Source organism: Pelagibius sp. (assembly GCF_965227505.1).
Classification (GTDB): Bacteria; Pseudomonadota; Alphaproteobacteria; order Kiloniellales; family Kiloniellaceae; genus Pelagibius.
The window spans coordinates 2,009,244-2,021,444 of record NZ_OZ245757.1; the positions used below are offsets into that span (position 1 = coordinate 2,009,244).

Consider the following 12,201-nt stretch of genomic DNA (forward strand, 5'->3'; position numbering starts at 1 on the left):
TAAGGAAAAGAGCCTCGCAAAAAGAATGGGGCGGCGCCAGCAGGCACCGCCCCAAGGTCACAGCAGTCAGAGGCCCATGGCCGCGAGCTCGTCGACCGTATCCTTGTTGATGGTCACCAACTGGTCGACGATGATGTTGGTCGAACCCGGCTCCGGGTTGACCGTACCCAGTCCTTCGATCTCCATACCCGCGGTAATCTCTTCACCCTTCACCAGAAGGTCGGCCATGGTGACGAAGACACGGCCCGCCTCCATGGGGTTCCACATGAAGCCGCCGGAGATGGCGTCGGACTTGATGAGTTTCTGTCCCTGGCCCGGCGAGAAGGGGCCGAGGACATGGATGTCGCCGACCTTGCGGCGCTCCTCGATGGCGCGCCCGGCCCCGATGGGACCCTGGCTGCCAAAGGCGAGGAAGCCCTTGAGGTCGGGGTTGGCGGAGATCAGGTCGAGCGCCGTCTTGCGGCTGTCGTCGGCACTCTCGGCCACGCCGTGGCGCTCGCCGATCAGGTTCATATCCGGATAGTTGGCCTTGATGTGGGCGATCGCCGCGTCGGCCCAGGCGTTATGCAGCGGCACCGTCAGCGAGCCGACGAAAACCGCGTAGTCGCCCGTGCCGCCCATCTTTTCCGCCAGCAGGTCGGCATGCGCTTCGCCGAAGCCGTTGGCCGAGGCCAACTCGAAATTCCAGTCGACGTTCTGCTGGTCCGGGCTTTCGTGGGTGATGACCTTGATGCCCTGGGCACGGGCCTTGGCCAGCACCGGCTCCAGCACCTCGGCATCGTTGGGGACGACGCCGATGGCATCGACACCCTGGGCGATCAGATCCTCGATGGCGCGCACCTGCAGCGCAGGATCGGCGCTGGTCGGGCCGATCATGAAGGCATCCATGCCAAGCTCTTCGGCGCGCTGCTCGATGCCGACTTCCATCGCGTTGAACCAGGGGATTCCGCCGATCTTGACCACGACGCCCAGTTTCGGCTTGTCCGCCGCCGCCACGCTGCCCGCTGCCGTCATCCCGGCCATGGCAAGCGCGACTACAGCCGCCTTCAAAACTCTCGCGAACATCCCATCCTCCCTATGATTCTCGTTATGGACGATTGTCTGTTTAGTGTTTCTCCTACCTTCTTTGAGGCAAGCCTGCTTGCACAATCGATAGAGCAAAGGGTATTAGACTCCCGTTGGGAGTCAAGTGTGTTCGGAGTCTGATGTGAAGGTCGCGGGGAAAAACCGGCCGGGTGCGGCCAAAAAGACCACGATCTACGATCTGGCGCAGCTGACCGGCGCCTCGCCGTCGACGGTCAGCGCGGCGCTCAACGGCACCTGGCGGCAGCGGCGCATCAAGGAAAGCACGGTGCGCCAGATCCAGCAGGCCGCGCTGAAGGAGGGCTACCGCACCAACCTGCAGGCCCGCGGCCTCCGGCAGTCGCGCTCCGGCATCGCCGGGCTCATCATGCCGATGTACGACAACCGCTTCTTCGCCTCTCTCGCCCAGTCCTTCGAGGTCGAGGCGCGCCAGCGCGGGCTCTGCCCGATCACCGTCAGCACCCACCGCGACCCGGAGGAGGAGCAGCGCACCGTCGACACGCTGATCTCCTATGCCGTCGACTCCCTCTTCGTCGCCGGTGCCACCGACCCGGACGCGGTCAGCCGTCTCTGCGCCGATGCCGGGGTGCGCCATGTCAACGTCGACCTGCCCGGCAAGCTCGCCGCCTCGGTGATCTCCGACAACCGGGCCGGCGCGATGACCCTGACCGAAGCCATGTTCGACGCGCGTCCGGATTCCGATGCCCACCTGAAGGGCCGCATCTTCTTCCTCGGCGGGCGCGAAAAAGACTTCGCCACCAGCGAACGCATTGCCGGGTTCCGCAGCGTGGTCGAGCGGCGCACCGGCACCTGCGCCGCCGAGCAGGTGGTGGCCACCGGATACAATCCGGAGATCGTCGCCAAGGAGGCGCAGAAGCTGTTCCGCGATCCGGCGACGGCGCCCCGCGCCCTGCTGGTGAATTCGACCATCGCCTTCGAGGGCGGCCTCAGCTTCCTCGCTTCCCTGCCGCCGGAGACGGTCGAGCGCCTTGTCGTGGGCTGCTACGACTACGATCCCTTCGTGCGCTACCTGCGCTTCCCGGTGATCATGATGCGCCAGGACGTGGAAGGGCTGATCCGCGAGGCCTTTCGCCTGCTGGAGTCCGACACCACGACGCCGGAGGTCGTGCGCGTCACCCCGACCCTCGTCACGCCCGGCTGAGGCGACCTCAGGGTTCCGGGCGTGACCGCGACCGCTTTCACCGCTAGGCTTTGCGCCTCTATGCCGCGCCGGTTCCGGGTTCCGAAAGACTGATCATGCAGAGCTGCGACTGTCTCATTGTCGGGGCCGGCATCGCCGGCGCCTCCGCCGCCTACGAACTGGCCGCCGGCGCCAGCGTTATCGTGCTGGAGCGCGAGGAGACGCCGGACTACCACACCACCGGACGTTCGGCGGCCCAGTTCCTTGAGAGCTACGGCAACGACGTCATCCGCGCCATCACGCGGGCCAGCCGGGCGTTTTACGACGCGCCGCCGGAAGGCTTTGCCGAGCATGCCCTGCTCTCACCGCGGCCCTCGGTCTATCTGGCGCGAGAGGATCAGCTCGATGATCTTGCCGGCTTCCAGAAGGACGCCGGTGCCGATACGGCTGAACTGACGGCCGCCGAGGTGACCGAACTGGTGCCTGTCGTCCGCCCGGGCTATGCCGCTGCCGGGCTGATTGAAGAGAACGCCAGCGATATCGACGTGCACGCCCTGCAACAGGGCTATCTGAAGGGCCTGCGGCGGCGCGGCGGCCAGGTGGTGACCCGCGCGGAGGTGACCGCCGCCCGGCGGACCGGCGGGGCCTGGCAGGTGGAGACCGCCCAGGGAGTCTTTGTCGCCCCGGTGCTGGTGAACGCCGCCGGCGCCTGGGCGGACACTTTGGGCCGCCTGGCCGGTGCAGAGCCCATCGGGCTGCAGCCCAAGCGGCGCACAGCCATCACCTTCGACGCGCCGGAGGACGTGGACTGCCGCGCCTGGCCGCTGGTCGCAGATATCGCCGAGAGATTCTACTTCAAACCCGAGTCGGGACGCTTGCTCGCTTCACCCGGCGACGAGACGCCCATGGAGCCCTGCGACGTGCAGCCGGAAGAACTGGACATCGCCGTCACCGTCGACCGCATCGAACGCGCGACGACCCTGAAGGTGCGGCGCATCGCCCACAAGTGGGCCGGGCTGCGCAGCTTCGTCGCCGACAAGTCCCTGGTGATCGGCTTCGACGAGACGGCGGAAGGCTTTTTCTGGCTGGCCGGCCAGGGCGGCTACGGCATCCAGACGGCACCGGCGGCGGCCCGCTGCGCCGCTGCGCTCGCGACCGGTGCAGGCCTGCCGGACGACGTCGCAAAACTGGGGCTCACGGCGGAGGCCATCGCCCCGGCGCGCCTAGAGCAGATCCGGGTTTGATGGAATCGCGAAAGCGATCCATCCAACCCGGTGAATCCGCTCTACGACCGAAAGTTCTCGCCTGAGGCGGAGGCGGCTACTCGCCTGCCAGTCCGAAGGCCGCGCCGCGCTCGCCCTCCAGAAAGGCGAGCCAGGTATCCATCCCTGCGCCGGTGCGCGCTGAGAGCGTGAACAGGCGCGCCTCCGGGTTCACGCTTTTGATGTTGGCGGTGCAGAGCGCCTCATCGAAGTCCACATGGGGGGCCAGGTCGATCTTGTTGATCACGACGACCTCGGCGGCGCGGAACATGTGCGGATACTTCAGCGGCTTGTCCTCGCCCTCGGTGGTCGAAATCACGGCGATCTTCATCCGTTCGCCGAGATCGAACATGGCCGGGCAGACCAGGTTGCCGACGTTCTCGATCATCAGGATCGAGCCGGCCCGTGGGTCCAGTGTCTTCACCGCCTCAGCCACCATGTCCGCTTCCAGGTGACAGCCGGCACCGGTGTTGATCTGCACGGCCCGGGCGCCGGCAGAGCGAATGCGCTCGGCGTCGTTGACGGTCATCTGGTCGCCCTCGATGACGGCGATCTCAACGCGGCCCTGCAGCGCCTCGATGGTGCGCTCCAGCAGGCTCGTCTTGCCGGCGCCGGGCGAGCTGACGAGGTTCAGGGCCAGCACGCCGCGCCCCTCGAACCAGCCGCGGTTGCGGTCTGCGATGCGGTCGTTCTTGGCCAGCACCGCCTGCTCCAGCGCGATCACCTCACCATGCGGCCCGTGGACGTGGTCATGAGGATGATCATGGTCGTGGCTGTGGTCGTGATCATGGCCATGGTGATGGTCGTGATCGTGGTGATGATGATGGGGCGCTCCAGCGGCCGCATCCTGGCGCAGCAGCGCCTGCTCGCCCTTGTCCAGATCGGTCAGGGTCACGGCGTTGGCCGGATCAGAGCATCCGCAGGTTCCGCACATCAGGCCGCCTCCTCCACTTCGAAGTTCTTGATCATGAAAACGTCGCCCTCGGCGTCGAGAAACTCCAGGGCTGCCCCTTCCAGCGCCGTTCCCTCGGCGACGATGTCGAAACAGAAACTGAGGGCCTCACGCTCCACGCAGGCCAGCGGGCCGACCGCCAGGCGCACGCGGCGCACGCGCCGGGAACCGGCATGCTCGCCGACGATGGCGACGATGTTGCGCGTGAGGCCCAGTTCGTGCATCAGAGGCTTCCCCAGGCGGTCTCCGCCGTGCCGGCCATGACGTCGACGCCCAGCACAATTGCCAGAGCCGCCGCACCCAGCGTCAGCCCCGTGTGAATCCAGCGCGCCCGTTGCTCTGCCGCGCCCAGCGGCCAGGCGGCCACAAAAGACAGCGCCGCCATGCCGAGGATGGAGCCGAGACCGAAAACGAGAACGTAACCCAGTGCCGTCCAGGCGTCCTGGGTTGCCGCCACGGCCAGTGCCAGCAGGCCGGCGGAACCCGCCGCACCGTGGATCAGCCCGACCCCCAGCGCGCGCAGGGGAAAGCCCGCCGGGTGGCGGTGATCGTGCGGGTCGTCGCGATGCGCCGCGGTTGCGCCGGCATGGCTGTGGGCATGAAGGTGCGGTCGCCCCGCGTCATGGCTGTGGACGTGAAAGTGGATGCGCTTGGCCCGAAAGCGGCGCAGCACGTCCAGGCCCAGCAGGACCAGCATGACGCCGACACCGAACTCCAGCGCCGCCGAGGTCTGCTCCGTCAGGGTCAGACCCATCAGGATGACCGCCGCGCAGATGGCAAAGAGCGTGATCGTGTGGCCGAGCCCCCAGACAGCCCCGCGCAGGGCCAGACCCCGCTTTGACGACTTGCCGCTCACCGCCATGGCGCCGACCGCCGCCAGGTGATCCGCCTCCAGCGCGTGCTGCATACCGATCAGAAACCCCAGTACCAAAAACCCTTCCAAAACCCTGTCCCCTTAAAAAACGAGTCCTAACAGATCCGCGGCAGCTGTTCGCCGACCAGCATGTCGACGATGCGCTGCCCGCCGAACAGCGTGTGCATGACGACAGTGCCGCCGTGGGCCTCCACCGCGCGGCCGATGATCTTCGCATCCCGGCCGGCCGGATGGTCCTGCATGGCGGCCAGGGCCGCCTCCGACTCCGCAGCCGGTACGAAGAGCACGAGGGTGCCCTCGTTGGCAAGATAGAGCGGGTCGAGGCCCAGGATTTCACAGACGCCCTTGACCTCGTCGCGCAGCGGCAGCGCCGTTTCCTCGATCTCGATGCCGACACCGGCGGCCTCGGCCATCTCGTTGAGGGCCGAAGCGAGCCCACCGCGGGTCGCGTCCCGGGCGGCGCGCAGATTGGGCGCGGCGGCGATCACCGCTTCCATCAGACCGTTCAGAGACCGGCAGTCGGAAGGGATGTCCGTCGTGAGCGCCATGTCGCCCCGTGCCGCCAGGATCGCCGCACCGTGGTCGCCCAGCACGCCGTTCACGATGGCGACGTCGCCGGCCTGGATGCGGCTGGCCGCCAGGCTGCGGCCCGGCGGAATGACGCCGACGCCGGCGGTGGTGACGAAGAGCTTGTCCGCCGAGCCCTTGCCGACGACCTTGGTGTCGCCGGTTACGATGGCCACGCCGGCTTCGTCTGCTGCCCGGCGCATGGAGGCGGCGATGCGCCGCAGCAGCGCCACCTCCACCCCCTCCTCGATGATGAAGGAGGCCGAGAGCCAGAGCGGCCGCGCGCCGCCGACCGCCAGGTCGTTCACCGTGCCGCAGACGGCGATGGTGCCGATATCGCCGCCGGGAAACTCGAGGGGATCGACCACGAAGCTGTCGGTGGTGAAGGCAAGCTGGGCACCGGGCTCGGCCAGGGCCGCCGAGGTCAGCCGTGCCTGGTCCTCCATCTCGCCCATCTCCGGATTGCGGAAGGCGGCGACGAAGACGTCGTCGATGAGATCGCGCATGGCCTTGCCGCCGCCTCCGTGGGCAAGCGTGACGCGCTCGGCGCGCAAACGGCCGCTTGGCGGGTTGCCGGGCGCCATGACGTTCATTCCGCCGCCTCCACCGGGGCGCGCTCGCGTGCACCCCCGCCGTACTGATAGTAGGCCGCGCAGGCGCCTTCGCTGGAGACCATCAGCGCGCCCATCGGCGTTTCCGGCGTGCAGGCCTTGCCGAAGACCTTGCACTGCCAGGGCTTGATGACGCCCTTCAGCACTTCGCCGCACTGGCAGGACTTGGGATCGGCGATCTTCACCTGCGGCAGCGGGAACCGGCGCTCCGCATCGAAGCGCGCATAGGCGTCGCGGATACGCATGCCCGAATGATCGATGGAGCCAAGGCCGCGCCACTCGAAGAACTCGCGCAGTTCGAAAACGCTTGCGACAGCTTCCAGCGCCTGACGGTTGCCTTCGCCGGGCACGATGCGGTCGTACTGGTTCTCCACTGCGCAGCGCCCCTCGGCAAACTGCTTCATCAGCATCCAGAGGGCATGGAGGATGTCCAGCGGCTCGAAGCCGGCGATCACCACCGGGCGCCTGTAGTGGCGGGCGATGAAGTCGTAGGGCTGATTACCGATGACCATGGACACGTGGCCCGGGCCCAGGAAACCGTCGATCCGCAGATCCGGCGAATCGAGGATCGCCTTGATCGTGGGGATGATGGTGATGTGGTTGCAGAACAGGGAGAAGTTCTCGATGCCCTCTGCCTCGGCCTGCAGCACGGTCAGCGCCGTGCTGGGCATGGTGGTCTCGAACCCGAGGGCGAAGAACACCACCTCCCGATCCGGGTTGTCGCGGGCCAGCGCCAGGGCATCCAGCGGCGAGTAGACCATGCGCACGTCGGCGCCCTCGGCCTTGGCCTGCAGCAGGCTCTTTTTCGAACCCGGCACCCGCATGGCATCGCCGAAGGTGGTGAAGATGACCTCCGGCCGTTCGGCCAGCGCCACGCAGTCGTCGACCCGGCCCATGGGCAGCACGCAGACCGGGCAGCCGGGTCCGTGCACCAGTTCGATCTTATTCGGCAGCATGCCCTCCAGGCCGTAGCGGAAGATCGAATGGGTATGGCCGCCGCAGACCTCCATCACCTGCAGGGGCTTGCCGTCACGGGTCTCGATCCGCGCGGCCAGGGCCTCGATCTCGCGGAACAGCGCCTTGGCCTTCTCCGGGTCGCGGAACTCGTCGACGTACTTCATGGTTTCAGCCTTTCGCCTCGGACGCGCCGGCATCGGCAAGGCCGCCGCGGGTGTCGGCCAACAGGGTGTGGGCCAGATCCCAGAGGATGTGATAGATGGCGACGTGACACTCCTGGATGCGGTGGATGCTGTCGGTCTCCACCACTAGGCAGTGATCGAGCGCGCCACTGCGCGCCATCGCGCCACCTTCCATGCCGGCCAGCCCGATGGTGGTGATGCCCATGTCCCTTGCCTTCTCGAAGGCGGCCATGAGGTTCGCCGAGTTGCCGCTGGTGGAGACGCCGATCAGGCCGTCGCCGGCGCGGCCGTGGGCGACGATCTGGCGCAGGTAGATGTGCTCGAAGCCGACGTCGTTGCCGACGGCGGTCATCATCGCAATATCTGCGGTCAGATTCTTCGCCGGCAGCGCGGGGCGGCCGGCGGTCACGGGGTGCTGGAACTCCACGGCGATGTGGGCGGCATCGCAGGCGGACCCGCCGTTGCCCATGGTGAACAGCCGCCCGCCGTTGCGGTAGACAGCGGCGACGGCCTGGGCCACGGCGACAATCTTCCCGGCGTTCCGCTCGAAGAACTGCCGCTTGGTCTCCACCGAATGGTCGGCCTTCTGGCGCAGCGATTCGACAAGCCCGGCTTCGACCGCCGCCGCGTCCTGCCCGGCGCCGTAGAGGAAGGGATAGAGGCCCTCCAACGCGGTCTTGCCGCTCATACTTCTGCCCTCCGTCTCGTTCTTCCGGACAAAGGCTTCACGCCTTGCCGGAAGCGCGCATCGCCGCCAGTTCCTCCTGCACCTCGCCCAACTCGGCAAGGATCGCCAGGGTCTCGGCTGCCTGGTCCTCGTCGATGCGGCTCATGGCAAAGCCCACGTGCACCAGCACCCAGTCGCCGACGCAGGCCTCCAGCGGATGCTCCTCGTCGACGATGCAGGCGAGATTGACCTGCCGCCCGACACCGGCGACCTCCACGAGGCCGAGCTTGCGCGCGGCGTCGGTGATCTCGACGATCCTACCGGGGATCCCCAAACACATGTCTCTCTCCTGCTTCGTGGCGCAGACCGCCTTGTTTTTGTGCCAGCGCCACGACCGCCTGGCCGAGCGCCAGCCCGCCGTCGTTGGCCGGCACCTTTTCATGACTGAGCACGGTGAAGCCTCGCTGCTCCAGCCCCTCGTGGACCAGTTTGAAAAGCGTGGCATTCTGGAAACAGCCGCCGCTTAGCGCGACGGTGGAAAAGCGGTTCGCATCCCCCGCCAAACCACCAGACAGCCGCGCGGCCATGGCGACGATGGCCCTGGCGAGGCCGCGATGAAAGCGCGCCGCAATCACCCCCAACGGCGTCTTCAGATGCAGATCGCCCAACAGCGCCCGCCAGGCGGCCAGCGGCTCGATGTAGGGCTTGCCCTTGCCGCCGAGCAGCGGGATCGCGAAGGGATAGGCGAGATCCTCCGCCTCCTCCAATGCCGCCGGGTCGATGGCCGCCTCGAAACGCATCGCCGCCTCGCCCTCGTAGGCCTGGGCCTCCCACGCCAAGCCGCAAAGCGCCGCGGCGGCATCGAAGAGCCGCCCGCAGGAGGACGACAGAGGTGCGTTCAGACCCTTGGCGATCATGGCATCGAGGGTCGCACGGGGGGCGGCCTCCAGCCGTTGATAGAGATCAAGCTGGGCGAAGTTCATGGCAAACTCGGACCAACCCATCTCAGCCATCAGGTGGGCGTAGGCATTGCGCCAGGGCTCCCGCACCGCGGCGCTGCCGCCCGGCAGGGCGACTGGCTTCAGAAACCCGAGGCGCTCATAGCCGCGATAGTCGCAGGCCAGGAACTCGCCGCCCCAGACCGTGCCGTCGGCGCCATAGCCGAGGCCGTCCATGGCGATGCCGAGAACTGGCCCGCCCTCGAGCGGCCAGCCGTTTTCGGCCAGGCAGGCGGCGATATGGGCGTGGTGGTGCTGCACCTCGACCAGCGGCAGCCGCTTCTCCTCCGCCAGCGCCTGACCGCGCTTGGTCGAGAGATAGTCCGGATGGCAGTCGACGGCGATCGCCTCCGGCGCCGGTTCGAAGAGCTCTTCGTAAAGGCGCAGGTTGTGGCTGACGTCCGCGGCGGTCGCGGCGTCCTCCAGGTCGCCCATGTGCTGGCTGAGGACCGCCTGGCCGTCCTTCACCAGACAGAAGGTGTTCTTCAGTTCGCCGCCGAGCGCCAGCACCTGCCGGTCGCGGTCGAAGCCTTCCGGCAGGGCGATGGGGGCCGGCGCATAGCCGCGGGCGCGGCGCAGCAGGCGCGGGCGGCCGAGGTCGAGGCGGACGACGGAATCGTCGATGCGGTTGGCGATCCCCCGGTCGTGCATCAGGGCGAAGTCGGCGACAGCCGCCAGCTCCGCCCGCGCTGCGTCGTTATCCGTGCACTGCGGCCGGCCGGAGAGGTTGCCGCTGGTCATGACCACCGGGCGCGTCATGCGGCGCAGCAGCAGGTGATGCAGCGGCGTATAGGGCAGCATGAAGCCGACCCGGTCGAGACCCGGGGCCACGGCTTCCGGCAGCGCTTCGCCCGTCGCTTCCAGCAGCACGATGGGGGCCGCCGGGCTGTTCAGCAGCGCTTCCTCGGCCGCCGTAACCGTGCAGTAGCGGCGGATGACCTCCACATCCCGGGCCATCAGCGCGAAGGCCTTGCCGCGGCGGCGCTTGCGCGCCCTGAGACGCGCGACCACCGTGTCCTTGGTGGCATCGCAGGCCAGGTGGAAGCCGCCGATGCCCTTCACCGCGACGATGTGGCCCATCATCAGCATGCCGCCGGCGGCATCGACGTCGTCGAGCATGGAAAAGGCTTCGTGGTTCACCGCACCGCCGCCCAGATGCTCGATCCAGGCGCGCGGCCCGCAGCGGTGACAGGCCACGGGCTGGGCATGGAAGCGCCGGTCCGCCGGATCTTCGTACTCGCCGCGGCAGTCCGAGCAGAGCGCGAAGGCGGCCATGGTGGTCTTGTCGCGGTCGTAGGGCGCACCCTCGACGATGGAAAAGCGCGGCCCGCAGTTGGTGCAGTTGGCAAAGGGGTAGCGGTAGCGCCGGTCGAAGGGATCGCGCATCTCCGCCAGGCAGTCCGGGCAGGTCGCCGCATCGGGTGTGACGGCAGCGCGCATCACCCCGGCGGAGGAGGCGGCGATCCGGAATACCTCGGGCGCCGGAACGTCCGCCGCAGTGTCCAGGGGCCGGCGTTCCAGGCCGTCGATGCGGGCCAGGGCCGGCGCCTCCGCGCGCAGCCGTTCGGCAAAGCGGTCGAGCGCCGCGCCCCAAAGGCGGATCTCGACGCCCTCGCCCGTGTTGCGGACATCGCCGGTCAGGCCCAGTTCGGTGGCGATGCGCCAGACCGTCGGGCGGAAACCGACGCCCTGGACCTGGCCGCGCACGGTGATGGCCTCGCCCTTCATGACGCCAGGTCCCAGAGCAGCACGCGGTTGTTGCCGCTGTCGGCGACGGCGACCTGCCGCCCGAGCGCGGAAAGCCCGTAGGGCCAGCAGAGCGTGTCGCGGGCCGGCAGGCCCCAGGCGTTGTCGCCCTTGGAGGCAAAGTCCGGCTGCCCGGTCAGGCGTTCGGCAGGCGCCGTCATCGCCGGCCGGCTCCAGCCGAGCAGGCGCGAGTTCGCGGTATCGGCAGCGATCAGCAGACCGCCGGCCACGGTCACCGCATAGGGCATGTTCACGGCCGCAGCATCGGGGTAATAGGCGCCCATGTTGTGGTCACAGGCGGCGAAGTCTGCCTGCCCCAGCAACAGCCCGCAAGGTGCGGCGGAGCGCGGCGGCAGGCCGTCCCAGAGCATGATGCGGTTGTTGCCGGCATCGGAAACCGCAAGGCGGCCCTGCCAGAAGGCGATGCCGTGCGGCCAGCGCATGCCCATGGCACCGACCGGGCCGCCCGCGTTCTCGTCCCGCGTCACAAAGTCGCGCTGCCCCAGAACCCGGTCGGCCGGCTGGCCGCTGTGCTCCGGGTTCTCCCAGATCAGGACCCGCCGGTTGCCTGAATCCGCGACCAGCAGCCGCCCGTCGAGGTCCGCAACGCCATAGGGCCAATGCAGGGTGGCAGCTTCCGGCAGGTCGGCGCCGCGGTTGGCCAGCATGCCGGCCGGGCTGTCCTGGCCGAGCACGATGTCGGCGGGCTGATGGGAATCCCGCGGCGTCTCGCGCCACAACAAGACCCGATGGTTCCAGGCATCGGCAACCGCCAGGCCCGCCCCCCAGGCACAGAGGCCGGTGGGCACGTTCAGGGTGTCGGCGCCGGCGCCCCCCTTGGCATTGCGCCCTTCGCGACCGAAGTCCGGCTGGCCGATCACGAAGTCGGCCGGCGCGTTGTCCGCTCTGGGGGCCCGCCGCCAGCCGAGCAGACGGTGATGGCCGGTATCGGCGACCCAGAGCGAGCCGTCCGGATGCAGGCAGACCCCGCGGGGGCCGAAGAGCACGCTGGGCGAGGGTTCGATCGGCGCCGCCAGAGCCTCGGCGGTCCAGCCGAGAACGACCCGCGGCCCCGCCGGGTCCAGCAGCGGCGCCCCTGCGGTCACGCTCCCCGGCGCCTTTACCGGCTCGAAAGAGGGGGAGATCGCGACCCGCATCGCC

Annotated in this window: 12 protein-coding genes; 2 read left to right on the forward strand and 10 right to left on the reverse strand. The window is 68.4% G+C overall.

Annotated elements, in window-relative coordinates; translation table 11 throughout:
• Nucleotides 1-66 precede the first annotated feature (66 nt).
• Nucleotides 67-1,065, reverse strand: a complete 999-nt coding sequence (locus ACO06P_RS09420) for a substrate-binding domain-containing protein (RefSeq protein ID WP_420349861.1) — start codon at nucleotides 1,063-1,065, stop codon at nucleotides 67-69.
• Between the two features lie 142 nt (nucleotides 1,066-1,207).
• Here ACO06P_RS09420 and ACO06P_RS09425 point away from each other — a divergent pair, with 142 nt between their 5' ends.
• Nucleotides 1,208-2,245 carry a LacI family DNA-binding transcriptional regulator gene (locus tag ACO06P_RS09425; RefSeq protein ID WP_420349862.1) on the forward strand — a complete coding sequence of 346 codons (1,038 nt, stop codon included), beginning with the start codon at nucleotides 1,208-1,210 and terminating at the stop codon, nucleotides 2,243-2,245.
• Between the two features lie 95 nt (nucleotides 2,246-2,340).
• The gene (locus ACO06P_RS09430) at nucleotides 2,341-3,468 is read left to right on the forward strand and encodes an NAD(P)/FAD-dependent oxidoreductase (protein WP_420349863.1); all 1,128 of its coding nucleotides are present in this window, start codon (nucleotides 2,341-2,343) and stop codon (nucleotides 3,466-3,468) included.
• 76 nt (nucleotides 3,469-3,544) lie between these two features.
• On the opposite strand, the gene hypB is transcribed toward ACO06P_RS09430, so the two are convergent.
• Genes hypB through ACO06P_RS09475 form a run of 9 tightly spaced genes read right to left on the reverse strand, consistent with a single transcriptional unit; the run spans nucleotide 3,545 to nucleotide 12,197 of the window.
• Nucleotides 3,545-4,420, reverse strand: coding sequence for a hydrogenase nickel incorporation protein HypB (gene hypB, locus ACO06P_RS09435; RefSeq protein ID WP_420349864.1), 876 nt, complete (start codon nucleotides 4,418-4,420; stop codon nucleotides 3,545-3,547).
• Nucleotides 4,420-4,662 carry a hydrogenase/urease maturation nickel metallochaperone HypA gene (locus tag ACO06P_RS09440; protein ID WP_420349865.1) on the reverse strand — a complete coding sequence of 81 codons (243 nt, stop codon included), beginning with the start codon at nucleotides 4,660-4,662 and terminating at the stop codon, nucleotides 4,420-4,422. Before ACO06P_RS09440 ends, hypB begins: the two co-directional genes overlap by 1 nt.
• The gene (locus ACO06P_RS09445; protein WP_420349866.1) at nucleotides 4,662-5,381 is read right to left on the reverse strand and encodes a hypothetical protein; all 720 of its coding nucleotides are present in this window, start codon (nucleotides 5,379-5,381) and stop codon (nucleotides 4,662-4,664) included. Before ACO06P_RS09445 ends, ACO06P_RS09440 begins: the two co-directional genes overlap by 1 nt.
• A gap of 26 nt (nucleotides 5,382-5,407) precedes the next feature.
• Nucleotides 5,408-6,472: a hydrogenase expression/formation protein HypE gene (gene hypE, locus ACO06P_RS09450; RefSeq protein ID WP_420349867.1), complete on the reverse strand. Its 1,065-nt coding sequence runs from the start codon at nucleotides 6,470-6,472 to the stop codon at nucleotides 5,408-5,410.
• Nucleotides 6,469-7,611, reverse strand: coding sequence for a hydrogenase formation protein HypD (hypD, locus tag ACO06P_RS09455; protein WP_420349868.1), 1,143 nt, complete (start codon nucleotides 7,609-7,611; stop codon nucleotides 6,469-6,471). Before hypD ends, hypE begins: the two co-directional genes overlap by 4 nt.
• Before the next feature lie 4 nt (nucleotides 7,612-7,615).
• Nucleotides 7,616-8,317 (reverse strand): D-sedoheptulose-7-phosphate isomerase, encoded by a 702-nt coding sequence (locus ACO06P_RS09460; protein ID WP_420349869.1) that lies wholly within the window; start codon nucleotides 8,315-8,317, stop codon nucleotides 7,616-7,618.
• Between the two features lie 37 nt (nucleotides 8,318-8,354).
• Nucleotides 8,355-8,636 carry a HypC/HybG/HupF family hydrogenase formation chaperone gene (gene hypC / locus ACO06P_RS09465; protein WP_420349870.1) on the reverse strand — a complete coding sequence of 94 codons (282 nt, stop codon included), beginning with the start codon at nucleotides 8,634-8,636 and terminating at the stop codon, nucleotides 8,355-8,357.
• Nucleotides 8,614-11,022, reverse strand: a complete 2,409-nt coding sequence (gene hypF, locus ACO06P_RS09470) for a carbamoyltransferase HypF (RefSeq protein WP_420349871.1) — start codon at nucleotides 11,020-11,022, stop codon at nucleotides 8,614-8,616. Before hypF ends, hypC begins: the two co-directional genes overlap by 23 nt.
• Complete coding sequence (locus tag ACO06P_RS09475) at nucleotides 11,019-12,197, reverse strand: NHL repeat-containing protein (RefSeq protein WP_420349872.1); 1,179 nt, start codon at nucleotides 12,195-12,197, stop codon at nucleotides 11,019-11,021. Before ACO06P_RS09475 ends, hypF begins: the two co-directional genes overlap by 4 nt.
• Between the last annotated feature and the right edge of the window lie 4 nt (nucleotides 12,198-12,201).